A 26,248-nucleotide genomic window follows, 5' to 3' on the forward strand; every position below is an offset into this window, starting at 1 on the left:
TGAGTGAATATTGTTCATACCTTTGGAAAATAGCATTAATTTAAAATTTGATTTGTAAATAAAATTTATATTAAGTAGTCTGTAATGCTTTTAGAATAAGAAGGTAATAACTATTTTAAAGTAAAAACTTTAGAGTAGATATGTTATTCCTAGGCTTAACTTTTTGATCAAATTTTAAGATTTCACTTTTATGTGAACTTTTAGATTTTTGAAACTAAATCGAGGTCAAATATAATTTTAGTCTATTTAAAAGTATCAACTTGTCATATTACTATATCTAGACTAGGAATTATATATGAAAATTTTTTTTAATAAGTCTCTATTTATATTTTTACTTATTGTATTGTTTACATCTGGGAAATCGATGCAAAATACTAATTATAATTTTAATAAGAAAAATATATTGAACTCTTCTATAAAAAATTTTAAGAACTGTCTTTATAAGGATACTTGTATAGTCCCTCGACATAATAAAATAGAAGGTCCTGTAATTGCTGGATTTCTACCACTATGGGGTAAAAGTATTTCTTATAATATTTCCTGGCATCAAATAAGTACTGAGCCAATAGATATAAAAGTATCAAAAGATAAAGAATACTGTAATCAGCATCATATGATTTGTAAATATAACGTCATAATAGCGGTATATCTAACTTACACTAAAGATAGAGGTTTTGAATTATCTTTTAGACAAAGAAACTCAAGCTCGAAAAAGATATACAATCGAAGAGAGCTAAAAAACTTTATTAATTATATGAGGTCAAAAGGTAAATATGTATTAGTATCTACAGGAGGAGAAAAGTCTCATATAGATTGGACAACTGTAGACTTAAACGATCTTAAGAAAATTATAGAAGACTATGGATTTGATGGGTTAAATTTTGATTTAACTGAAACGGAAATTCCTAAAGAAAAAAGATTATCTACTTTAGCAACTAAGAAGATAAAAAAATTAATAAGTTCATTAAGACAAAAGAATCCAAATTTTTGGCTAACATTTTCTCCAGAATGGTATTACATAGTATTTCCATTAACAAAAAATGGTAAAGATAATATTTTTAGTAATCGTGCTTATATTGAATTAATTAATAATATAGGGGTCGAGAATATAAATTATATTTTGTTAAAGACATACTCTAAAAGATCTACTAATGGGATTCTTAGCTTTTATAAAGATAAATATGGAAAAAATATAAAAATTACACCGATTGATGGGTATGACAAATTTTTATCTTCCTTGGCATGGGCTTTAACAACAAAACAAGGATATGATGTTAATATGCTTAAATATGACCTTAATAAACCATTTAGAGTACCTGCTGATAAGCTGGTACTTTTGATTCCGGCAACTAAAGGTGCTGTAGATAGTAAAATGACTTACATACCAAATAAGCAAAATATTAATAATGCAATCTCTTTAATGAAAAAACATAAAGCATCATTTGCAGGTTTTGCTATTTGGGATTTAGGCTTTGACTCCACATATATCGAGGAAGGAGATCTTGGAGAAAACTATACTCATATACCCTGGGAGACTACAGATATTATAACAGATATAAAGTTACCAACTTCTTATTCTAACTTTGATGAAAAAGATATAAAAGAAGCTAAAAATCCATATATGAAAAATGTTACTAAAGTTGTAAGTATGGATATCATCAACTATCCAGATGATATAGGCTTATATACTGAAGATACTATAGTTAATTATCAAGGTAGTAAATATAAATGTATTTCTAGTTTGGAATTAAAACTATGCAATGATAAAAAATATATACCTAATGGATTTTTGGGTAATTTAGTATGGCACAGACTTGATAACGTTAATAAAAAGAGATTATCAAATCAACTGAATCAGCGACAAAAAAGAATAAGCAAAATGCCAGAGTATCCTAACTATATTGGCAATTATAAATTAGGTCAGATTGTTGTAGCTAATCAAAGAAGATTTAAATGTGTAAATAATAAATCTCAGCAATGCAATAGTATTAAATATTCTCCGATTGGAGAAAAAGGTTATATTGCTTGGAAAGATATTACTAAAGACTTTGATCAAATCACTAATAAATAATAGTAAGAATTATAACTATATATGTGTCAATAATGAATATAAGAGAGGTATGAATAAAAGTTAGTAATAATTTTAATTAGGACTCTTTATTGGATAACTAACTACTATAAGATACTTATATACCTACTTTAGTTTTAGTATTAGATTCTCAAATTATCACAATCACAACTATATTCTTGAGATATGTTTTTTAAAAAATTTTAGAGTTATAATGAAAACTATAGGTAATTAATGTCTGTTTGATTATATGAGTTAAATTTTATTTTAAAGCTTTAAAATGTACAGGTGAATTATTATGAAGGAAGAAGTAACTAAAAAAGTAACCCTATTTAGTGCAACCTTATTATGTGTTACCGCTATGATGGGGTCTGGATGGTTATTTAGTTCCCAGTTAGTAGCTGCAAAGGCGGGTAATTACTCATTTCTAGCCTGGATACTTGCAGCTTTTATTATACTGTTGGTTGGCTTGTGTTACGCTAAGATTGTAGCCATACATCCGCTACGAGGCGCTACAACGAGAATTTCTGCAATATCTCACAACTCTATATTTGCAATGCCATTTGCTTTTGCGAACTGGTTTGGAATTGTGGTATGTTTTGCTACTGAGGCTTTAGCGACCACTCAGTATTTATCAGGTATTAATTCTCTTAATTTTTTGGTTGATCCAAAGGGTTTAACTATATATGGGAAACTTGTATCTTTATTTATACTATGTATATATTTATTAGTTAATTATTTTGGGGCTCAATTTTTATCGAAAATTAATAATGCTATTACTGCTTTTAAAATAATAGTTCCTATTATTATTGTGATATTGTTTGTTATCTATGGACTATCAAATAATCATGGGGTATCGAATTTTACCCAGATACCAAATAATAACTTTAGTATAGGAAGTATTTTTAGTGCTGTTGTAGCAGGAGGATTAATCTATACCTTTAACGGTTTCCAAGTTTCGGTATCTTATGCTTCTGAAATTGATAATCCAACAAGAAATGTACCTTTATCATTAATATTTTCAATTCTTATAGCTTTGGGATTATACTTAGCTCTTCAATATGGATATATGGATGGAGTGCCTCATAGCTATTTAGTTAGTCATGGAGGGTGGGCTAATTTAGACTTCTCTTCTCCATTATTAGATGTTGCAACAATACTGGGATTAAATTATTTAGCAATGTTGCTGTTACTTAATAGTATAGTTAGTCCATCTGGAACTGGATATGTATATTTAGGTACAGCATCAAGGATGCTATATGGTATGTCATCTGAAGGTCAAATGCCAAAATATTTTGCTAATCTGCATCCGGTATTTGATGTTTCAAGACGCTCATTAATTGCTAACTTTTTACTAGCAGTATTTTTTCTAATGTTTTCTGATAATTGGGCTGGAATGATGTTATTAGTTACTGCTTATAATCTTATTGGTTATTTAGCTGCACCAATTAGTATGGGAGCATTAATCCCAAAATCAAGATTATTTGGGTTAGTAGTTTTTATAGTAATAAGTTTACTTTTAATTACGTTATCAACAAAAGCAAAAATATACATGTTTGTATCATTTGTAATTTTAATGCTTATATATGCAAGCACAGAGTATAATAGAGTTGGATTTAAGAATTTAGTCTATTTGATATTTCCATTTTTATTATATGTAGGTTTAATTTGCTTAGTTTCTAACTATTATTTGTTTGGAATTATTTCAGCTATTTTCTATTTAGTAGCAACAAATCAAAAGTTTATTGAGTATTGTAAAATTCATGCTGTAGAAAATAGCGATTAAAAATCTAAATAATACAAATATTTATATTATCATTAAGCCGTACTCAATAATTTAACTATATTTTAGACTAATTTAGTATACTATTTAGAATATTAAGTTTTTATATTTTATATAGTTAAGGTTATATCAAATGAGTAAATTTAAACGCTATATTCCTATTCTAGTTCTAATACTAGGTTTAGTTATATTTATTTCTTTAAATGGGCAGAAATATTTGTCACTGGCAGCAGTCAAACAGCACTATCAAGATCTAGTTGCTTGGACGCATTCGTATTTTTGGCTTAGCTCATTAGTTTTCGTTTTGGCTTATATTCTGATCGTAGCATTTTCATTACCTGGAGGAGCTACTGTTATGACTCTGTTAGGAGGTTTTTTATTTGGGTTGGTTGTTGGTACTATTTGGGTGGTAATTGGTGCAACAATTGGTGCTTGTTTGATATTTCTAGCTGTAAAAACAGCTTTTGGTGAAGTGCTGAAATCAAAAGCAAAAGGCAGTATTGAAAAATTACGCAAAGGCTTTGAGGATAATGCTTTTAATTATTTATTAACATTGCGTCTAATACCTTTATTTCCATTTTTTGCTATTAATATAGCATGTGGGGCTATTGATATCAGTTTATCGACATTTTTCTGGGCGACCTTACTAGGTATTATACCTGGATCACTAATATACTCTTGGGTTGGTACAGGATTAGGTTTTGTATTAAACCAAGGTAAAGATTTGGATATGGGTATTATTTTTGCACCGCAATTTATCTTACCTATAATTGCTCTGGCTATATTGTCACTTGTGCCAGTTCTATATAAAAAGATTAAAGGAGCTAGATCATGAAGCAAATAAAAACAGATATCTGTGTTATTGGTGGAGGCTCAAGTGGTTTATCTGTTGCTGCCGGAGCGGTGCAAATGGGTGCAAAAGTTGTACTTTGTGAAGGTGGTAAAATGGGGGGTGATTGTCTAAACTATGGTTGTGTACCATCTAAAGCAATAATTGAAGCTTCAAGAATTATACACAATTTCCATAAAGCTAAAGAGTTTGGCATTGATATTAAGAGCATTGAAGCTGACTATAAAAAAGTACAAGCCCATGTTGCTAATGTGATAGCAAAGATAGAACCGCATGACTCTGTTGAGAGATTTGAATCATTAGGTGTAGATGTTATCCAAGATTATGCTCATATTATAGATAAGAAAACTGTCCAAGCTGGTGATATACAAATTAAAGCAAAATATATAGTCTTAGCGACTGGTTCACGGGCAAAAGTATTTCCCATAGAAGGCCTAGCAGATATTGATTATCTAACAAATGAAACAATTTTTAGTTTAGATAAACAGCCAGAGCATTTACTTGTGATGGGAGGAGGGCCGATTGGGGTTGAGTTAGCCCAAGCTTATGCTTTGTTAGGTTCGAAAGTAACAATCCTTGAAGCAGAATCTACTATATTAGGACCAGTTGATAATGACTGTAGACAGATATTATTAGATGAGTTTAAGAAGCTTAATATAGATGTAGTTACTAATGCTAAGGTTACAAAAGTATCAAAACAAAATAATCAAGTACAGCTAGAAACTAATAGTGGTGTCTATAGTGGCTCTCATCTACTGGTGGCAACGGGAAGGCAGCCTAATATAGAAAAGCTTGATTTAGATAAAGTTGGTATTAAATATTCTGCTAAGGGAATTAATGTTGATACGAGGTTACGAACTAATTATAAAAATATATATGCAATTGGTGATTTAGCTAGTCAATATCAATTTACGCATGCAGCTGGTTATCATGCTGGAATTGTTATTCAAAATATCTTATTTAAGTTGCCTGCAAAAGTTGACTACTCAAGTTTTCCATGGGCTGTATATACAACTCCAGAGATAGCTCATACCGGCATTGCTATTAAGCAAGCTGAAGAGGTTGGTGCAACAATATTAACACTACCATATGAGAGTAATGATAGAGCTCAGGCAAATCTTTCAACAAATGGCATGCTTAAGGTAGCTGTTAATAAAAGAGGTTATATTCTAGGAGCTAGTATTGTTGGAGAGCAGGCTGGCGAGCTTATTACTCAGTGGACTTTAGCTATTAAAAATAAACTGAAAATTAAGCAAATGGCTTCACATATTGTGCCATATCCAACTCTTAGTGAATTAAATAAACGTATAGCTGGATCATATTTTACGCCGTCTCTTTATAGTGAGAAAGTTAAAAAGATAGTGCGCTTTTTATTAAAGTTTTAATTTAGGAGTGTTATGTTAGAGCAAAGTGTTAGGCCTTGGTTTCAAAAGTATTTTATAAATGCTGTAGCAACATCATTGTCAGCTTTAAATATAAAGCCAAATACTTTAACTATATTATCTCTTATTACAGGTTTTATAAGTGCTATATTAGTCTTATGGATACCATGGTTAGCTGTGATATTTCTATTAATCTCAGGTTATTTAGATGTTTTAGATGGTAGTGTTGCAAGATTGCAAAAATCTAATTCACCATTAGGTACGATGCTTGATATTCTGTCTGATCGTTTTGTTGAGTCTTTTATTATTATCGCTATTTTTATTTATCAGCCAGATATCGCTTGGGTTGGATTGATAATGATGATGTCGATAATTGTTTGTGTAAGTAGTTTTTTACTTGTTGGAATATTTAGTCAGCAACAATCATCAAAGAGTTTTTACTATTCACCAGGATTAATGGAGCGAGCTGAAACTTTTATATTTTTTATTGTGATGATTTTACTGCCATCGACTGTATTGCCTCTTGGAATTTTATTTACTATTTTAGTGTTGTGGACAACTTTTTATAGAGTTTATGAATTTTATAAGCAAGCGAAGGTTTAGAATGAAAAAAATAAAAATATCCAAATATTTTATGTTAGTAATACTGGCTTTGATAGCTACATCTTTGAATGCTGCTCCAAGTGCAAAGTTGTGGGGCTATTGGGATAAGTCAGATCAATCATCACAAGCAAAGATTGATTTTAAATCATGGCAAGCATTTTTAGATAAGTATGTTGTACAAAAGGGAGATCAAACATTTGTTAACTATAGAGATGTTTCAAAAAAAGATAAGCAAAACCTTAATAAGGCAATAAATACTTATTCTAAGTTGGATATTTTAAAATATAATAAAAACCAACAGTTAGCGTATTGGATAAATATGTACAATATGTTGACTATCCGAGTTATTTTGCAACACTACCCAGTTAAATCAATCACAGATATTGATAAAAGTTGGTTCGGATATTCAAAAGTATGGGATCAAAATGTTGTTAAAATTAATAGTAAAGAATTAACTCTAAATGATATTGAACATCGGATTGTTCGTCCAATATGGCATGATCCAAGAGTTCACTCTGCTGTTAATTGTGCTTCTATTAGTTGTCCAAATTTATCTAAACAGGCATATCAAGGTGGTCAAATAAATGCACAATTAAACAAGTCTTTTGCTACTTGGGTAAATAGTTCCAAGGGCTTTGAGTTAAGAAATAATAATATTTATATATCAAAAATATTTGATTGGTATGGTAGTGATTTTGGTAATCAGACACATATGCGTCAGTTTATTGCTAAATATCTAACAAGCAAAGTTAAAAAAGAAGCAATATTGAATGAAAATAAAACTATCTATTATCAAAATTATAATTGGAATTTAAACCAGCTATCTATTTATGAAAAATAATAATTCACCAGTATCAAATTATTATACAGCAGGTAAAAAAGTAGGCTTTTTTGCACTAACAGCAACTTTAGTTATGACTGAGTTAAATACTTCAACACTTATTGGCTTTTCTAGTCTTGGTTATAATTATGGTTTTTCAGCAATTTCACTTGGCTTAGTGTTTTTGTTTGGATTATTTTTCTACGCTATTACAGTAGCAAAAAAATGGAAGAATTTTGATGCAATAAGTGTTACAGAGTATTTTGGCTATCGCTATAATAAAGCTTTTGGTATTTTTGTAGCTATATGTCTATGGGTTGCAATGTTAGGTTTTGGAGCAAACTTTATTCATTCAATAACTGTATGTTTAGAGGTGATATTTCCCGGATATTCCAAAGCATTAATTACTTTTATAGCTTGTTTGGTAATGTTTATAGCAACTATTAATTCAGGACTCAAATCAATCATCCAGATTGATAAGATAAGTTTCATTTTATGTTTGGTATTATTTATTTTTTTAGGCTTTTATTTTTACAAATATGGTCAGCAAGGTATTGTTATAAATGCCAAAAGTCATGCAAGTTTGCCAGTCTCATTTAGCTTATCTCTAGTAGTATTGACTTGTTTTACTTATATTTTGTCTCCATGGTATGGCCAAAAGATTTTCTCTGCAAAATCATCTAAAGTAGCTTTTTACTCAATGTTTGTTACAGCAATCTTAGTTAGTTTATTCTATGTAATAGCTATTTTTATTACAGCTTCTTTTTCTAAACAGTTAGATCTAGCAAATCCAGATTTAGCATTAGCAAGTATTATTGCAAGAAAATTACCTTTAGCTATTCAGATTTACTTTTATATAGTGATATTTTTGATTGCTACAACAACTATAGCAGCTTTATGGAATACTATGGCTTCAGTAATTTTTGCTCATAGTAGCCAAACAAAAACTACTAATTCAAATAGAATTTTAGTGCTATTTATAGCTATATTGAGTTACCTAATAGCAACATTTTTTATTGATCATATTCTTGATAAAATGTTACTTTTTAATATACCTATAGCGGCACTATCTTTTAGTCTAATATATGGTTTCTATGGTAAGAGCAAAAATTTTATAGGCGCAGTTTTAAGTACTATCATAGGGATAGTTATTGCAGTAATGTTATATTTTACTTTTGATCAAGCAACATTTATCTTTTATTGGGCTTTTGTATGTATTCCTATTGTTTTCATAGTTGGCTTTATACCTGTTATTTTTGAGAAAAAATATTAATGAATAAAGATAAAGCATTAGTATTAGTGCATGGCTTTAATAAAAACAATAAAGATATGGCTACTTTAGAAAAGTACTTTTGAGTAGAGATTATAGATATTATCCTTGATTAGGTTTATAGTATTTAGGTGTAAACTCTATACCATATTTTACATTCATCCACATTCTACTTATAAAACTTTGCATTTTAGCATCATGAATATTTAAGACATACATTTTCTTAATCATTTCATCAGTAGGTCGAATATTTGTATCATCAAACATTTTGCTCATGTATTTTGCATTTTGCGTTACTCCATTTGGCTGGTATAAGTAATTACTATTTTGAGCTGAGACATAAGGATCTAAAATATAGTTCATTAATGCGTAAGACTTATCTAGATCTTTAGCACCTTTAGGAATCATTAACATATCAAACCAGATATTTGTACCTTCTTTAGGTATTACATAAGCTAGAGTTACATTAGGGTTTATTTTTTTAGCTCTTTGGACCGAACGAACTACATCGCCAGAATATCCCATAACTAAGCATAAGTTTCCTGCAGTAAAATCATTTTGGTATTTATTACTATCGAAATACTTAATATAAGGACGTATATTTTTGATAATGTCTAGCGCAGCCTTCTCATATTCAGCTTTGCTATTTGTATTTGGATTAATGCCGTAATAATGAAAATAGTTACCAAAGATTTGCTCTGGCTCATCAAGAAGTGAAACACCGCATTTTGAAACTTGTTTTAGATATTTTTTATTAAAAACATATTTCCAACTATTAGGAATAACTCCTTTGCCTAGGCGTTCTTCAATTTCTTCTTTATTATAAGCCAAGCCTGTAGTTCCATAGCTATAGACAACAGCGTATTTATTACCTGGATCATTTATTTCTGAAACTTTATCGTAGATAGCCTTATTACGATACTTTAGGTTTGGTAGTTTTGATTTATCTAACTTTATAAGAGCATTTGAAGCTATTTCACTATTTAGATAAAGTGCACCTTGTTCAATTAGGTCAAAACCAGATGATCCTGTCATAACTTTTGCTCTAGTCATATTATCATCAGATGTATAAATATACTTTACTCTAGTGTTTGAGAGCTTTGAGAAGCATGGAATTATATCTGGCGATATATAATCTGCCCAGTTTGTGAAATTAAGAGGAGTTTTATTCTTAGTAGGAATAATAGGATTTTTAAGTATCTTATTACTACAAATATAAGAATCATTATCAGCATAGCATAAGCTTGTAATACTTAGTAAAGCACCAATAGCAAAAAGCTTTAGTTTCATAAAAGTAAATGCAACTGTAGTTGTTATAAAATTACTTTAAGTATATACTAAAGCGCGTTATTTTCTAAAGAAAAAATAAGTAATGGAACAGATCGTAAGTAGTAAAAAATTTGGTTTAATAAGACTTGTAATGATAAATATCATTGCGGTAGATAGTCTTAGAAATATTTCTATCACAGCTCAAGCAGGGTGGATAGTTGTAACCTTCTATATATTAGCTGGTATTTTCTTTTTAGTACCATGTGCTCTATTAACTGCTGAAATGTCCACTGGCTCATCTCAAGAGACAGGAGGTATTTATATATGGGTTAAAAAAGCTTTTGGCAAAAGATTAGGATTCTTGGTTATTTGGTTGCAATGGGTTTATAACTTAGTATGGTTTCCATCTATATGTGGTTTTTTTGCTGGAGTTATAGCTTATGTCATAGCACCTTTTACAGGTCAAGCAGCAAATGAGTTGGTAGCTAACCCTTGGTATATGATATCAATGAGTTTAGTAATGTTTTGGAGTGCTACAGCTATAAATTTATTTGGTGTTAAAACATCAAGTACAGTAAGTACATTAGGTGCTATTATAGGTACGCTTTTGCCAATGTTTATGATTATTATAATAGCTATTATCTGGTCACTATCTCATAGTTCTGAGATTGTAGCACCGAGTGTCTCTGATTTTATTCCATCAGGAAATAATATAAGTAGTTGGGCTTTATTTATAACAGTAATGTTTAGTTTATTTGGTCTTGAAATGAGTGCTATACACGCTGCAAATGTGACAAATGCTAAGAAAAATTTTCCAAGAGCATTGTTGATATCAGGTTCTGTTATTTTAGGTTCACTTATCTTATCAAATATAGCTGTGATATTAGTAAGTAGCCAGTTACAGATTGGCGATGTTGATATTGTGACTGGATTGATGGTTTCTTTTCATTATTTCTTTAGTCAGATCAATATGCCATGGATGACTTATATTATAGCTATCACATTGATATTTGGTGCTTTTACAACAACATCTGCTTGGATTATGGGCTTATCGCGAGCATTTATGGTGGTGAGTAATGATAATATCTTACCGCAGATTTTTGGTAGAACTAATAAAAATGATGCTCCAGATACTATGCTAATTACTCAAGCACTAGTATTTACAGTATTTTGTTTTTCATATATTTTTATGCCGTCAGTAAATGAGGCATATTGGTATCTTAGTGATTTAACTGCTCAGTTAGCTGTAATAGCTTATATATTAATGTTTATAACAGCAGTTAAACTTAAAATTAGTCAGCCTCTACAAGAGGGACAATATGAAATATTTAAAGGATCTATTGGTACTATAGTTATGGCAATTTTAGGGTGTGTCGGCTGTGTTGTAGCAATAATAGTAGGGTTTATTCCTATAGATAATATTGATATGTCGGTGACTAAGTTTGATATGTTATTGATAGTCGGGGTAGTAGTAGCATTAATTATCCCAGCAATTATTACAATAAAAAAGGATATATAGTCCAATAAAGATTCTTTAAAATTTAAAAATATTCAAATATTTATTAAAACTGTTAAAATATTAACAGTTTTAATTAGCTCTTATATTAAATGGTTTTCAAAACTATAAAAAATTGGTACAGAGATAGATACCAAAACAATGAGCCAATAGTGTTTATTGGTTTGATGTTATTTTTCTATTTAGTACTGACTTTCTTAGGTAATTATATTGCTCCTATTTTAGCAGCACTTGTTATTGCTTATTTACTTGATACATTTGTGAATATTCTCCATAAAGCAACTAAGATAAATCGGCTTATATTAGTCTATTTTGTTTATATAATTTTTTTGATTGTTCTATTATCTGTGATTTTTGTATTGCTGCCAATTATAGTTAATCAGATGATAGATTTTATAAAACAAGCATCACATACTCTTTCGAGCTTAAAAACAAGTTTAGAGCATTTATCTAAACAGTATCCTACATTGTTAACAGTTGATAGGATTGATTCAATAGTTAGTTGGTTTGATAGCATTGATTGGAAAAAAATAAGCTCAAGTATTGGATCTTTTATTTTACAAAATACAGCTACAACATTACCGGTATTATTTTCCATACTTATCTATTTATTTTTAGTTCCTTTAATGGTGTTTTATTTTCTAAAAGATAAAAGTAAAATCATAGGTTGGTTTAAGTCATTTTTACCAGAAGATAATAATGCATTGTTTTTTGTTTGGAATGACTTAAAACCTAAACTTGCTGACTATGTCAGAGGTAAGGCAATAGAGTTTATTATTGTTTCTATTGTTACATATCTTGGTTTTGCATATTTTGATCTTAATTATTCGATTCTTTTGGCTGTTGGTGTTGGTTTATCTGTAATTATTCCATATGTTGGTATGGTGATGATTACTATACCTGTAGTTATGGTTGGAATATTACAATATGGGCTTAGTATTACCTTAGTTTGGATGCTAACAGTATTTTTTATTATCCAAGCTTTAGATGGTAATTTGTTGGTACCATTATTGTTTTCAGAAGTTCTAAATATGCATCCAGTTGGAGTAGTTTCTGCAATATTAATATTTGGTGGAATGTGGGGCTTATGGGGAGTGTTTTTTGCGATACCTCTAGGTTTACTTTTTATCTCAGGAGTAAATATGTTTAGAAATCATCAAAAAGGCAAAAAAGATCCTGCCAAGATAAATTTATGTTAATTAAACAACGATTATTTAATCAAGAAGTTTTAGATCATCTATTAGCTAATCAGTATGATGGCTTTTTAGCTAAGCTTATTGCTGCAAGAGTTAGTGATATAAGTAATATAGACTTAATTCTAAAAGGTTCTGTGAAAGATTTATCATCACCATTTTTATTTAAAGATATTGATAAGGCAGTTGATAGGCTTTATGTAGCATTACAAAATAATGAAGTTATAGGATTAGAAACAGATCATGATTGTGATGGTCAGACTTCTCATGCTATCTTCCATGAAGCATTAACAAAAGTTTTTGGTTACTCTCAAGATAAAATTCGTTCTTATATAGGTCATAGAATGAAAGAGGGTTATGGTCTATCAGAATCTTTGATGAAGCGTATTTTAACAGATGATGTCCGACCAAGTTTAATAATAACAGCAGATAATGGTTCAACAGACGAGCCAAGAATAGCGGTACTTAAACAAAATGGCATAGATACGATTGTAACAGATCACCATGGCATACCTCCAGAGGGAGCTCCAAAGAGTGCTATAGCAGTACTTAATCCAACACAGAACGGATGTAATTATCCTGATAAAGCAATTGCTGGTTGTATGGTTGCTTGGCTTTTTATGGCGGCTTTAAGAAGAAAATATATTCAAAATAATAAACCAGTATCTAAATCATATGGCTTGAGTAACCTATTGGATTTTGTCGCTATTGGAACAGTTGCAGACTGTGTGAGTATGGCAAATAGTTATAATAACCGTATTGTTACAAAACTAGGTATCCAGCAGCTAAAAGAAAATGATCGCCTATGCTGGGACTTTATAGATAGGGATAAATTATCTAGCGAGTATATAGGTTTTAGTATAGCACCAATTTTAAATAGTGATGGACGAGTATCAGATGCATTAGGTTCAGTAAGCTTTTTGCTAGAAGAAGATGATGAGAAAATTGAGAATATTTTTAATAATCTTAAAGATCAGAATAACCAACGTAAGGATATCCAAAAACAAATTACTCAAGAAGCTATAGTTCAAGCTAGTGATTTAAATAATACTAAAAAATCTTTGTGTATCCTACTTGAGAATGGTCATTCAGGTATTCATGGTATCTCAGCTAGTAGAATCAAAGAGATGTTTGGTAAACCTGTGATAATATTCTCCCAAACTCAAAATGACCCAAACTTAATATCAGGCTCGGCTCGAAGTATTGATGATATTCATATTAAGCAAGTACTGGATAAGATAGCAAACTTAGATTCTGATTTAATGCTTAAGTATGGTGGACATAAGGGAGCTGCAGGATTAACTATTAAGTATCAAGATTTTGCTAAATTTTATGATCTTTTTGAAAGCCAAGTTGAGAATATTGTAAATAGTGAAAATATAGTTCTTGAACCTTGTATTGAATATGATTTTGAACTTGGTGTAGATGATTTTAATCTAGATACTTTAACAAAAATAGAATCTTTAGAACCGTATGGTAGAGAGTTTGATAAACCTATTTTTTGTAATGATTTCTCTATAGAACAAATCCGTTTAGTAGGTAAAGATAAAAATCATGCACAATTAGTTTTACGCTATAAAAATACAACATCTATAAAAGCAATATGGTTTAATGCCACTGATAATGCTGTAGTAGATGAGATAGCTATAGGTGATACTGTGCGAGTATGTTATCAGTTGCAAAAAGAAGAGTTTCTTGGGCAGGTTAATTTGTCGTTGAATATAAAAGCACTAGAAAAATTATAGCTTTATATTGAAAATGAAAGTAGTTATTTGTAATAAATGTTTTGGGCTGAAAACATCTAGTATTCAGCGGTTTGATCTGGAAATAAAAATATATGAAAAATCATAAATATATACAGCAAAATCTTGCTCAGCAAATAGATGATATAAGTATAGAATATTTTGAGACAATAGGCTCTACTAATGATTGTCTTTTAGAAAAAGAGTTTATTGCTAAATATCATTTTTGTTATGCAGATATTCAGACAAAAGCACGTGGAAGAAGAGGGGGAAAATGGATAGCTGAAGGCAAAGATAATATTTATGCTTCTCTTGGTTTAAATTGTAAATTTAATATCTGCCAAGACTCTCTTAAAAGCATTAAAATAGCATTAGGGGTTCTAAAAGCTATTCAAAAATATATACATCCTGAACAAAAAAAGTATCTAAAGATTAAGCTGCCTAATGATATTTACTTTAAAGATCAGAAGTTAGCAGGTATTTTAATAGAAACTAAGAATATTAAAAAGGATAGTTTTGATATTGTTATTGGTGTGGGTATAAATGTCAATATGTTTGATTTAAATGAGAATATTGATCGTGAGTGGACATCATTGGCAATTATAAATAATGAGCAAGTAGATTCATCACAACTAATAGTTAGTTTAGTAAAGCAAATGATATCTTTATTTGACCTAAGTGATGAGAAAGCTTTGGTTGAATTATCTAAATATGATTATACGTTGGATAAGAAAATAACTTTTAAATACGATAATCAGTTAATACAAGGAATTGCTAAAGGAGTCTCAAAAGAGCTTAAGTTAAATATTTTAAGTGATGATAATAAGCCTCTTGAGTTTGAATTAGCAAATGTAAGTAAAATTAGAGTAGTAAAATGAGTCTAGAAAATATCCAAAAGCGTTCAGAATACTTAGCCCAAATTCGCGAGTATTTTAGAAAATTAGGAGTCTTGGAGGTAGATACGCCATTAGCTTATAATTATGGTGTGACAGATCCATTTATTGATGTTTTTGAAATAGCTACTGTTACGGGCAAGAGATATCTACAAAGCTCACCTGAGTATGCTATGAAGAGACTACTTGCTGCGGGAAGTGGTAGTATTTATCAAATATGCAAAGCATTTCGTGATGAGCCTTGTGGGCAGTACCATAATCATGAATTTACCATGATAGAGTGGTATAGAGTAGGTATTGATTATTTTGATCTAATGAAAGAGATGGAGCTTCTTTTTTTAGCTGTTAAACCAGATACTCAATTTATCTATTTAAGCTATCAAGAGGCTTTTGAAAGATATTATAATTTTAACCCTCATACCATTTCTTTAGATGAGCTAGAAAATATTGTTGAGAAAAATTTAGGTAAGATTCAAGGTTTAGAAAATCCGACAATAGCAGATTGTTTAGATATACTTTTTAGTTATAAAATTGAGAAGAATCTTAATCAACAAAATATTGTATATTTTATATATGATTATACAATTCACCAGTCAGCATTAGCTAGAAAGGTTCTCGATAAAAATAATCAGCAAGTTGCTGCAAGATTTGAAGTCTTTTATGATGGAGTTGAGCTTGCTAATGGGTATTATGAGCTTATAGATAAAAAAGAGCAGCTAAAGCGCTTTAAAAATGACTTAGTAATTAGGAAAGAGCAAAGTAAGCCAATCTTGGATATAGATATAAAACTTCTCAATTGTTTAGAAAATATTCCGCAATGCTCTGGGGTTGCTTTAGGGTTTGAAAGATTATTGATGAGCCTAGAAGGAGTTAAAGATATAAGACAGCTGTCTATTTTTTAGTATTCTTTTCTAATAGTTACAGGATTTATTGCAAATTCAACATTTAATGAATTAAGTTTTTTAGCTATAGCTAAAAATATATCATCTTGAGTATTAATAAAATCAGTAAAAAGCACTTTATTAACCATGGCATAAATTTGTAGGTTAATTCCATTTGAGCCAAAACTACCTTCTGATTTATTACCAATCATAGTGTTACCAGATACTAGAGATACTGCTATAGTTTTATCTTGATCGATATTTGGATATGATTTAAGTATTGAAAGTATTTCTTGCTTGATTAAATCAACTTTCTCAATGTATTTATAATCAATAGTTATGAATTGGACTATACGTCTATGAGTACGGCGTGATGTTGTTGTAATACAGGTATTGAGAAATACTGAATTAGGTATGTGCATAGGAGCAGTCTCATAGCTATTAACTTGAGTCGTTAAAATACCAATTTTCTTGATTGTACCACTAAACTTCGTTGATGAGTTTATATCCGAGGATATAATATCACCCTCGGAATATTTACGGTTAAATATCACAAATAGTCCACCAAAAAGATTTGTAAGAAGGGTACTCTGTGATAATGTTAGACCTGCTATAGCAACACCACTAAATGCTCCTAGTGCTGTAGGAGGAACGCGAAAAGCTGTTAAAATTAAGATAATAGAGATGACTATAGCTCCTAGCTCTAGAGCTTTAAATATAGCATTTATATCTCTAAAGTCATCATAACCGTCTTTGTTCTCTTGTTTTTTCTTTTCAATAGCTATTTGCTTACTTTTAGATATGAATCTAAAAAGACTAATTATAATTGCTAAATAAACACAAAAATCAAAAATTTTATCAGAATAAGGGATTATTAAATTCTTATAATTAGGTAAATATGCAATTACAGGCAGATCTATACATGTTTTTATAAAATATGACCATATTACGAGATATAGTATAAGCTTTAGGGATTTTATAAACGAAAATCTTATAGTATTCTTATGTTTCATAATAAGTAAACTGCCTAAGAGAAATATGATTAGGCTAGCAATCAGACATATTACAAAGTCTATTAATAGAATATAAGCAGGTGAGTAATTTTCTATCCTTAGAAGTATATTATTTAAAACGTTCATAGCTTTATCAATCTATACATTTAATTATTAGATCAATGTTAATATATTTTGAGGTAGAGATATATATTTAGAAAAAGAAATATTTGTATAGATTTATTGTTTAGTAGGTATTTTGATACTAGATGCACTTGTGTCGCTTGGAGCATCAATAACCATATTGCTCATATTAGCTGTTGCAGGAGGGTGTGCAACAGAAGTTGATGAGTGTGATGTATTCGATTGTGTATCATTGTTGGATGAGGTTTTTTCTACAGAAGTATTACTGTTATTATTTGTAGTTTTTGCAGTTTGTTGTTCGCCATAACTATTTCTATCATACTCAATAGGAGTGTAGATAATAGATGATTTTGAAACTTGAGGGTCTGATATTGCAACATCCATTTTCTCTTTAACTTGCTTAACAGCCAATACAACAATAGCAACAATAATAATTATTATTGCTAGCCTATTTATATAGTCGAAAGCTTTAAGTTTTCCGTAGCGAGATTTTTTATAGTGTAAGATATCAACTTTATTCAGAATTGATACTATCTTTTTTTCAGGAATCTCAAGATATTCACAATACCTTCTAATTTGGTTTTTAAGTAAGCTGTTGGAGCTTTGTAATAAAGTATCGTTATCTGCTTCTTCTATAATTTGGATAGTATCTTCAGATAAGTTAATAGCATCAGCAATAGTATCTCGTTTAAGTTCTTTAGATTCACGAGCACTTTTAATAAAAGATTGAAAGTTATGCATATCAATTAGAATCTTTAAAATTAATTTCTTGTATGCATTATATAAGAAAATGATAGAAAATTAAATGTAGATATTTAAAAGTTAGATTTAACTATTTAGATTTATTTTTTTGTTCTAACATCTTCTCTAAGAAATGAATGTTAGTTGCACCTTTAATAAACTCTTCATTATTAAGAATTTCTTGATGTAATGGGATATTTGTCTTAATACCATTGATAACCATTTCTTCAAGTGCTGCACGCATTTTTTGTAGAGCTGTTTCTCTATTGTGGGCGCGAACAATTACTTTTGAAATCATTGAGTCATAGTTTGGTGGTACTGTATATCCAGAGTAGATATGTGAATCAACACGTACTCTAGGTCCAGCAGGTGGGTGATACATATTAATTTTTCCAGGAGATGGGATCATTCTTTCTGGATCTTCAGCATTAATTCTACACTCTATAGCATGGCCAACGATAGAGATTTCTTCTTGCTTCCAACTTAAGCCTTGACCACTAGCAACTTTGATTTGCTCTTTAATAAGGTCAGTTGATGTAATAGATTCTGTAACTGGATGTTCAACCTGAATTCTTGTATTCATTTCGATGAAGTAGAATTCACCATTTTCATATAAGAATTCAAATGTACCAGCTCCACGATATTTTAAAATTTTACAAGCATTAACACATTGCTCACCAATACGTTTTCTTTGCTCATCTGTAAGTCCTATAGCTGGAGCTTCTTCAATAACTTTTTGGTGTCTTCTTTGAGTAGAACAATCTCTTTCAAATAGATATACAGCCTCACCTTCACCATCACCAAATACTTGGATCTCGATGTGGCGAGGATTTTCTAGGAATTTCTCCATGTATACCATATCATTATTGAAAGCTATTCTTGCTTCACTCTTAGTTAGTGAAATAGAGCTTATTAGATCTTCTTTCTTTCTAACAATACTCATACCACGACCACCGCCACCACCGGCAGCTTTGATGATCACTGGATAACCAATTTGCTCTGCAATTTCTAAGTTCTTCTTATCATCGTTGCCTAATGGGCCACCAGAACCAGGAACACAAGGAACACCAGCTTTTTTCATCCATTTGATAGCTTCTACTTTATCGCCCATTACTTCGATATTTTGTGCACGAGGACCGATAAAGATGAAACCACTTTCTTCAACAGCTTTAGCAAACTGAGCATTTTCTGATAAGAAACCATAACCAGGGTGTATCGCATCAGCATTTGTAATTTCAGCAGCAGTGATAATTGCTTGAATATTTAAATAACTAAGGTTAGGTGCAGCTGGACCAATACATACTGCTTCATCAGCTAGTTTAACATGCATAAGATCAGCATCGGCAGTAGAATATACAGCTACAGTTTCAATTTCTAATTCTCTACAAGCTCTTAGAATTCTAAGAGCTATTTCACCTCTATTGGCAATTAGTACTTTTTTAATCATTGTCCATTACCTTCAAAATTTTATAATTTATTTACGAAATTTTATTCTCTATGTAATATTACTCGATTATAAATAGAGGTTGATCAAACTGGATAGCATCACCATCTGTAGCAAGAATTTTAACGATTTTCCCGCCTTTTTCTGCTTCAATTTTGTTCATGATTTTCATTGCTTCGATGATACATAATACATCGCCTTTTTTAACTTCTTGCCCTTCTTTAACATAAGGAGCAGCATCTGGTGAAGGAGCACTGTAGAAAGTACCAACCATAGGAGATTTGATTTCTTCTCCACTAACTTCTTGTGGCTCTTGTGCTTGTGGAGCTTCAGGAGCTGATGAAGCAGGTGCACTGCTAGCTGCTGGAGCTACAGTAGTAGCTGGAGCAACATTGCTAGCTACAGGTGCTGAAACAACGCTTGTTGTAGCTGTGTCATTCTTTGTCATAAAGATGCTTGAACCACCATCTTTAACTTTAATTTCTCTGATGTCGCTTGATTTAAGAATTTCAGCTACTTTGTCGATTGCCTTTAATAAATCCATAGTTTTCTACTCTCCTTTCATATTAATGTAGTTTATTGCTTCTATTAACGCTAGTGTGTAACCATTTGCCCCAAACCCAAATATACATCCATAAGCTATGTCTGATAGAAGCGACTTAGTCCTAAATTCTTCTCTATTATATATATTAGATAAATGTATTTCAATAAAAGGCTTACTTGTGGCTAAAAAAGCATCTCTTATTGCAACGCTTGTATGTGTGTAAGCGGCAGGGTTTATTATTACCATATCGGCAGAAGATCTATGTATCATATCCACAATCTCACCTTCATGATTACTCTGGAAAAAATCAATTGAGACGTTGTTTTTATAAGCAGTATCGGCAAGATTTTTGTTTATATCATCAAGTGTTTTATATCCATAGGTCTCAGGCTCTCTAGAGCCAAGTAGATTAAGATTAGGTCCGTTAATTACTAAAATGCTCATTTAAATATCCTTGTAGCTTTTTTTTGCTTTAACTGAGTATTTTTGATCTGTCTCAAGGCAATAACATGTTAGTTTACCACCAAAAACACAGCCTGTATCTAAAGCTATTATATTGTCAGATTTAGTTTCTCCTTTGATAGCTGCCCAATGCCCAAAAACAATTTTATGAAAGGGTTTAAGTTTCTTATGCTTAGTTTTAAACCAAGGTTTGAAATTCTCAGGAAGTTTATCTAAAGTTGAGCTAAATTTTAGGTTTAATTTACCTTCTTTATCAATTGTTCTCATTCTCGTGAAATAATTAAGTATACATAGCCATCTTTCAATACCTTCGGACTCCTTATTCCACTTTTTGCTTTCATCATTAAACAGGTTGGCTAGTAGAAGTCTTCTTGTAGTTTCATTTTTTAAAACAAATTCTACTTCATTAGCACGTTTGATAGCTTTTTTAGGGGACCATATATGAGGAATACCTGCATGAGTTATAAAAACATTATCAACTTTTATTAAAAGATTTTGATTACATAACCATTCTTGTATTTGCTTTAGATTAGGGGCTTTAAGAAGATCATCAAAAGTATCTTTATTACTTGATGGTAAATAGTTATAGCTAACAGCTAAAAAAAGTATCTCATGATTACCTAAAACAGTTTGGGCACTATCACCTAACGACATTACAAAATCAAGGGTTTCTAGAGACTTGGGTCCCTTATTGATAATGTCTCCAGCAAATATTAGCTTATCTTTTTGTTTATCAAAATTTATTTTATCTAAAAGCTGTTGTAGCTCATCATAACAGCCTTGTACGTCACCAATAACATATGTAGCCATTTTTTATACACCTTAACTTAAAAAGTTTGCTAAACAAACAAAGTCCTCAACGCTCAAATTTTCTGCTCTTAATTTAGTATTAATAGGCAGAGTGTCTACGTCAATGTTGTTGTTTTTAAATATATCCTTTAAGTTATTATGCAAGGTTTTTCTGCGTTGCGCAAAGCTTTGTTTAACGATTTTTTCAAAAAAAGTATAATTTTTTAAAAAGCTTTTATTTGTTTTTGGCTTTAGTCGAAGAATAGCGGAATCAACTTTGGGTTGTGGATAAAAAACTTCGGGAGGTATTTTAAGAATCATACTACACTCAAAGTGATATTGTAGAATTACTGATAATCTACCATAAGATTTACTATTTGGAGAGGATACTATTCTTTCAACAACTTCTTTTTGTAACATAAAATGAGCATCTATAACCTTATCACTCATCTCAATGACTTTAAATAAAATAGGTGATGAAATATTATATGGAAGGTTACCTATTAGCTTGATTTTTTCTGAAGAGATTTTATTTATATCAAATTTTAGAAAATCTGCATGGTATACATTAGGTTGGCCATACCTCTCACAATTCTCAATCAAAGTATCAATAACACTAGAGTCAAACTCAACTACATTTACATTAGAGCTTGCCAAGAGTAAGTGTCTTGTTAAAGCACCTAAGCCTGGGCCTATTTCTAAAACAGTATCTTGTTTTTTTATATTTGCAAGTTTGACAATCTTTTGAATAATATTTTCATCTTGGAGAAAGTTTTGTCCTAAGGATTTTTTAGCTTTTGTTTTATACTGCATTTTAATAAAGCTCAGGTGTTTTTAGATTCTTTTGTAAGATTTCTATATAAGCATCATCTTTTATTGATGTTAGCCATGTTTTATAAACTTCTTGAGCTTTATTTGCGAAGATAGCTTCTAAAGCTTTCTGTTCCTCAAGCTCTTTAACTGCATCATATTCTTTGACTTTTGTGTATTTAATAATCATCCATGTTTTTGCATCTGCCTGGAATGCTTCGGAAAGTTCTCCTTTTTTTAGCTGTCCTAATTGAGCAAATGCAGCTGGTGGTATCGAAGGGGGCGTGTCTAGTTTAGAAACCCACTTGAAGTTTCCATCCGCATGGTCATAATCCTGGTTATATTTTTCAGCAACTTGTGAAAAAGGTTGTCCACTTTGAATAGCAAGTCGAGCCCTATCAAGAGCATCTTTAGCACCTTTTTCTGTCATACCGCTACTTAGTTTAATTTCAATTGCATGAACATAATATTTCTTTACATTTTTACTTAATATTGGTGCGTGCTCATCTAAATTATCAATATAAATCATTTGTAAAGTATGATTAATTACAAAAGGCTGTGAGACTTGATGATCCTTAAGGTCTTTTACATGACTTTTATATATCTCTGGTATTGAGTCAAACTTAACTTGTTGGCTTAGTTGGCCACCAGAGCTAGCATTTGGCGCTTCAGAAAACTGTTTTGTCATTTCAGAAAAGTCAATAAGCCCTTTGTTTACTGCAATAGCAAGCTTTTTGAATTGATCAATTTTCTTTTGACGTGCTTTTTTTGAATCTGGTAAGGCTACGATAAAGTTTTTTAATGTATAGATTTTGATAGGCTGCATTTCTCTATCAAATTCTTCTTGATGTTTCTTTATATATTTTTGGATTTCTTCTGGAGAAACATATACTTGTTGGGAGATAGCTTGCTTCTGTAGCTGATTTACCATAAGTTGCTTTCTAATTCTATCTTTATAACTATCAAAAGACATTCCTGCAGCTTCTATATTTAATTTTAATGATTCCTCAGAAATGCCATTTTTTGCGGCGATATCTTTTATGGTGTTATCGATTTGAGCATTTGAAACGTTAATATTATTCTGTTGGGCAAGTTGAACTAGTACAGCCTGAGCTATTAAGCTTTGCAGAGCTTTTCTCTTTAAATCAAGTGACGCAGGAGTTAAGTTGGGATTAATACCTTGTGCAGCCTGAAGTTTTGCCACTTCTTCATTTAACTCAAAAGAAGTTATTGGTTTATTATTTACTATAGCTACAGTCTTATTAATTAGTTGTTTGCTGTTTGATGATGGTGTTGGTTGACTAAGGGTACTATTATTTGCTCCAGGACCAAAAGCGTTCTGGAATAGGCTTGATGAGACATCACAATAACCATAAGTAAATATTGATATAGACAGTATAAAAATAAATACTTTTTTCATTATGTACCTACTCCCCATTCACCAGATTCATAGCCATTGATTTGATTTAATCTAGAAGCTAGGTTACTTGCGCCAGCTCCACCAAGACCTTTAAGTTCAAACTCTAGTAAGTAGGTGTTTGTTAAGCTTCCTAATGCTTGAGTATTATTAGGATCTTCGTTAGTGTAAGCAGTAGCCTGCCATAAAGCTCTAATAGCCCAAGATTTAGCGTTGTATTGGAAACCTGCAAATACGTTTGAGGTTTTGGCTTGTTTGAAATTATAGTTCCATAAAGCAGTAAGTCCCCAATGATCAGTAATATTTAATATTGTTGAAAGTGTAATAGTTTCTTGAGATGGAGGTGCTATACCTTGGTTTATCTGTTGCTGAGTTATAGCGTTCCAGTCTCTATCAATATTATTAAAAGAAATATTAAATATGTTTTCATTCTCATCTTTATATGAAAGCTGATAAACTTGATAGTCAAATTTTTGGCTCTGTAGACGATAGTTTATCTGTGCTGATAAATAAATATGTTTCATTACTTGGAACTCAAATGATGACATAATAGGTGAGAATGTATCATTAGCATATGGATCGAATGTTGATGGGTTACAATTAGGTTGTCCTTGACAAAGGCTAACTTTTCTATCATCAAAGAACATCATTTGACCTATTTTTGCCGATGCTACTGTACTGCCATCAGCTTGATTTGTTGTCGATGCCTCTAATGCATATGTAAGCTGGTTTGCATTGTTAATTCTATCCCAACCAGTGAAACGGTTAACTTGGAACATCTGCATATATTGTTCATTTTGTTGCGATGTATCAAATAAAGGAATATTTGATTGATCTTGGTATGGTATATATGTATAGAATAGGCGAGGTCTTAATGTTCCAGTATAAGCACCATCATCAGTAGTATAATCACGGTCAAAGTATGCACTAGCATCTATATTAAATATCGGTAAGACACTGGTTACAGAATTTTGATTAAATTTAACTACATCTGAAGCTTGATTATTTAATTGGTAGTAACGAACAGGCAACTCCAGAGATGGGTTTATATACCCCCAGCTATTTGCAAAATTACCTGTGATTTTAGGCGCTTCTACAGATCTGAAGCCATTAACGTTTGTACCTTGAGCTGTAGCATCTTTTAATGGTTCTATGGTTCCTTTTGCTTTATAAAAGAATGTATTAAGAGTATCCATGCTTACTGTTAAGTAGTCAGGAGTATAACCATCAGAGGTTACATTAAATTTGACTTCAGGTAATTTACCATAAGGGATGTTAGCTAAGTCAATATCTGGGTTTACTACACCATAGTCTAAAACTGTAACACTTGAGTCAATATTATCATTTGTATAATTGACATCAAACTCTCTATCTAATAGTGTTTTTGTAACTAGATTGACATTACCAGCAGAGAAGTCATTATAATATTGAGAGTCACTTATGTAATCATATTGTAAATTTGTTGTTATACCGTTTTCAAAGTCTCCTTTACTAGAAAGTGAGAATGCTCCGCGCATTTTTTGTGCTTGGAAATCATAAGGTACAATAGATCCCTCAAATTGGTTCTCAGTATATTCTGACTTATAACGGAATGTACCATCTTCCATTAGACCTCGATCTGTCCAAAATATAGAGTTTAAAAGTAAGTCATAGTTTGGTGCAAGGTTAAAGTAATAAGGAACTGATAAAGCAAGACCTGAATTACCATTTTGGGCAAAGCTAGGCATTAAGAAGCCTGAGCGTCTCTTATCACTTATCGGATGAGAGAAATATGGTAAATACATGACAGGGACATCTTCAACTTCAAAGTAACCGCCTTTGACGTAAGCCATTTCTTCTTTAGTATCTATGTCAATATTTTTACCCGTTATTTTCCAGGCATTATCATAAGGTCCACCAGATGTAATATAACCATCTGATAAAATTAGGTTATTAGCATCTTCTTTCTTAAAGCTTTTTGCGTAGCCTCTTAAATATCCACTGAAGTTATCTTTGTTATAAATACGTGTATCAGGAGTTTTGCGAGCCATTCTAAAATAGGTCTCTCCAGCACTAAAAGTACCATCATTAACGTTTGTGTCTAATTCTTTTGTACGTAAAACAATACCGGTTGATGGCTGTCTTGCGATTACATCTCCAGTCATTACTAATGATTTTATCGAGCTTCTATCGGTATTAAAATTAACTATGGCGTTATTACCATAAAGCTCTTGATCACATTGTAGTACTTCTACGTTTCCAGAAGCGATTAATGTTCCATCAGTATCATATTCGGCATTTTCATAAGAAACATCAGTTCTTTTTGATTCGCATAATGCTTTAGTGAATTGGCTATCATTACTGTAGTAGCCACCGACGAAATAATCAGGCTTGTTTACCCAGCCTAAATCATCAGCTAGGGCTTTTTCTTTTTGAGCAGGTTTTAATTCTTTGTTAAAAACATTCTTTGGTTTTTTAGAACGTTGGCATGACCATTGACCATCAACAACTTTACATTTCCAGTCTTCTTTAATAGGATTCTTATCAAGAATGCGCGCAGCATTAGCTTGTACTGTACACAATACAGTACCAAAGCATATCAATAAATACTTACGAATCCCCTTTAGCATATTTGACCTTTGATAGCCCTAATTTA

At 31.1% G+C, this 26,248-nt stretch carries 22 protein-coding genes; 12 read left to right on the top strand and 10 right to left on the bottom strand.

The window, feature by feature from the left end; all coding sequences use genetic code 11:
• Positions 1-295: 295 nt before the first annotated feature.
• From F7310_RS02915 to F7310_RS02945, 7 genes are all read left to right on the top strand, one after another.
• Positions 296-2,071: a glycoside hydrolase family 18 protein gene (locus tag F7310_RS02915; RefSeq protein WP_072711636.1), complete on the top strand. Its 1,776-nt coding sequence runs from the start codon at positions 296-298 to the stop codon at positions 2,069-2,071.
• A gap of 295 nt (positions 2,072-2,366) precedes the next feature.
• Positions 2,367-3,854, top strand: a complete 1,488-nt coding sequence (locus tag F7310_RS02920; protein ID WP_072711637.1) for an APC family permease — start codon at positions 2,367-2,369, stop codon at positions 3,852-3,854.
• A gap of 130 nt (positions 3,855-3,984) precedes the next feature.
• A complete protein-coding gene (locus F7310_RS02925; protein ID WP_072711638.1) occupies positions 3,985-4,686 on the top strand; it encodes a TVP38/TMEM64 family protein in 702 nt (233 codons plus the stop codon).
• Positions 4,683-6,086, top strand: a complete 1,404-nt coding sequence (locus tag F7310_RS02930) for a dihydrolipoyl dehydrogenase family protein (protein WP_072711639.1) — start codon at positions 4,683-4,685, stop codon at positions 6,084-6,086. The genes F7310_RS02925 and F7310_RS02930 overlap by 4 nt, the downstream gene beginning before the upstream one ends.
• Before the next feature lie 12 nt (positions 6,087-6,098).
• Entirely contained in the window at positions 6,099-6,686 is a 588-nt protein-coding gene (locus F7310_RS02935) for a CDP-alcohol phosphatidyltransferase family protein (protein ID WP_072711641.1), read from the top strand.
• A 1-nt stretch (position 6,687) separates the two neighbouring features.
• Positions 6,688-7,527 (top strand): DUF547 domain-containing protein, encoded by an 840-nt coding sequence (locus tag F7310_RS02940; protein ID WP_158513247.1) that lies wholly within the window; start codon positions 6,688-6,690, stop codon positions 7,525-7,527.
• Positions 7,517-8,779 carry a sodium:solute symporter family protein gene (locus F7310_RS02945; RefSeq protein WP_072711643.1) on the top strand — a complete coding sequence of 421 codons (1,263 nt, stop codon included), beginning with the start codon at positions 7,517-7,519 and terminating at the stop codon, positions 8,777-8,779. The genes F7310_RS02940 and F7310_RS02945 overlap by 11 nt, the downstream gene beginning before the upstream one ends.
• A gap of 99 nt (positions 8,780-8,878) precedes the next feature.
• Here F7310_RS02945 and F7310_RS02950 read toward each other — a convergent pair whose 3' ends face one another.
• A complete protein-coding gene (locus F7310_RS02950) occupies positions 8,879-10,066 on the bottom strand; it encodes a polyamine ABC transporter substrate-binding protein (RefSeq protein WP_072711645.1) in 1,188 nt (395 codons plus the stop codon).
• Between the two features lie 82 nt (positions 10,067-10,148).
• Here F7310_RS02950 and gadC point away from each other — a divergent pair, with 82 nt between their 5' ends.
• From gadC to epmA, 5 genes are all read left to right on the top strand, one after another.
• On the top strand, positions 10,149-11,564 hold the full coding sequence (gene gadC / locus F7310_RS02955) for a glutamate transporter GadC (protein ID WP_072711646.1): 1,416 nt from the start codon (positions 10,149-10,151) through the stop codon (positions 11,562-11,564).
• An 89-nt stretch (positions 11,565-11,653) separates the two neighbouring features.
• Positions 11,654-12,760 (top strand): AI-2E family transporter, encoded by a 1,107-nt coding sequence (locus F7310_RS02960; protein ID WP_072711648.1) that lies wholly within the window; start codon positions 11,654-11,656, stop codon positions 12,758-12,760.
• Entirely contained in the window at positions 12,754-14,499 is a 1,746-nt protein-coding gene (gene recJ, locus F7310_RS02965) for a single-stranded-DNA-specific exonuclease RecJ (RefSeq protein ID WP_072711650.1), read from the top strand. Before F7310_RS02960 ends, recJ begins: the two co-directional genes overlap by 7 nt.
• A 92-nt stretch (positions 14,500-14,591) precedes the next feature.
• Positions 14,592-15,374: a biotin--[acetyl-CoA-carboxylase] ligase gene (locus F7310_RS02970; protein ID WP_072711652.1), complete on the top strand. Its 783-nt coding sequence runs from the start codon at positions 14,592-14,594 to the stop codon at positions 15,372-15,374.
• The gene (epmA, locus tag F7310_RS02975; RefSeq protein ID WP_072711654.1) at positions 15,371-16,291 is read left to right on the top strand and encodes an EF-P lysine aminoacylase EpmA; all 921 of its coding nucleotides are present in this window, start codon (positions 15,371-15,373) and stop codon (positions 16,289-16,291) included. The genes F7310_RS02970 and epmA overlap by 4 nt, the downstream gene beginning before the upstream one ends.
• On the opposite strand, the gene F7310_RS02980 is transcribed toward epmA, so the two are convergent.
• From F7310_RS02980 to F7310_RS03020, 9 genes are all read right to left on the bottom strand, one after another.
• Positions 16,288-17,409: a mechanosensitive ion channel domain-containing protein gene (locus F7310_RS02980; protein WP_072711656.1), complete on the bottom strand. Its 1,122-nt coding sequence runs from the start codon at positions 17,407-17,409 to the stop codon at positions 16,288-16,290. The two genes, epmA and F7310_RS02980, sit on opposite strands and share 4 nt — an antisense overlap.
• Positions 17,410-17,502: 93 nt before the next feature.
• Complete coding sequence (locus F7310_RS02985) at positions 17,503-18,147, bottom strand: helix-turn-helix domain-containing protein (RefSeq protein ID WP_072711658.1); 645 nt, start codon at positions 18,145-18,147, stop codon at positions 17,503-17,505.
• A gap of 91 nt (positions 18,148-18,238) precedes the next feature.
• On the bottom strand, positions 18,239-19,594 hold the full coding sequence (gene accC / locus F7310_RS02990; protein ID WP_072711659.1) for an acetyl-CoA carboxylase biotin carboxylase subunit: 1,356 nt from the start codon (positions 19,592-19,594) through the stop codon (positions 18,239-18,241).
• Between the two features lie 58 nt (positions 19,595-19,652).
• Positions 19,653-20,135, bottom strand: a complete 483-nt coding sequence (gene accB, locus F7310_RS02995; RefSeq protein ID WP_072711661.1) for an acetyl-CoA carboxylase biotin carboxyl carrier protein — start codon at positions 20,133-20,135, stop codon at positions 19,653-19,655.
• Positions 20,136-20,141: 6 nt separating this feature from the next.
• A complete protein-coding gene (gene aroQ / locus F7310_RS03000; RefSeq protein WP_072711663.1) occupies positions 20,142-20,579 on the bottom strand; it encodes a type II 3-dehydroquinate dehydratase in 438 nt (145 codons plus the stop codon).
• Positions 20,580-21,407 (bottom strand): symmetrical bis(5'-nucleosyl)-tetraphosphatase, encoded by an 828-nt coding sequence (locus F7310_RS03005; protein WP_072711665.1) that lies wholly within the window; start codon positions 21,405-21,407, stop codon positions 20,580-20,582.
• A gap of 12 nt (positions 21,408-21,419) precedes the next feature.
• Positions 21,420-22,199, bottom strand: a complete 780-nt coding sequence (gene rsmA, locus F7310_RS03010; protein WP_072711666.1) for a 16S rRNA (adenine(1518)-N(6)/adenine(1519)-N(6))-dimethyltransferase RsmA — start codon at positions 22,197-22,199, stop codon at positions 21,420-21,422.
• 1 nt (position 22,200) lies between these two features.
• The gene (locus F7310_RS03015) at positions 22,201-23,616 is read right to left on the bottom strand and encodes a SurA N-terminal domain-containing protein (RefSeq protein WP_072711668.1); all 1,416 of its coding nucleotides are present in this window, start codon (positions 23,614-23,616) and stop codon (positions 22,201-22,203) included.
• The gene (locus F7310_RS03020; protein ID WP_072711670.1) at positions 23,616-26,222 is read right to left on the bottom strand and encodes an LPS-assembly protein LptD; all 2,607 of its coding nucleotides are present in this window, start codon (positions 26,220-26,222) and stop codon (positions 23,616-23,618) included. Before F7310_RS03020 ends, F7310_RS03015 begins: the two co-directional genes overlap by 1 nt.
• Between the last annotated feature and the right edge of the window lie 26 nt (positions 26,223-26,248).

Source organism: Francisella uliginis, assembly GCF_001895265.1.
GTDB classification, from domain to species: domain Bacteria; phylum Pseudomonadota; class Gammaproteobacteria; order Francisellales; family Francisellaceae; genus Francisella; species Francisella uliginis.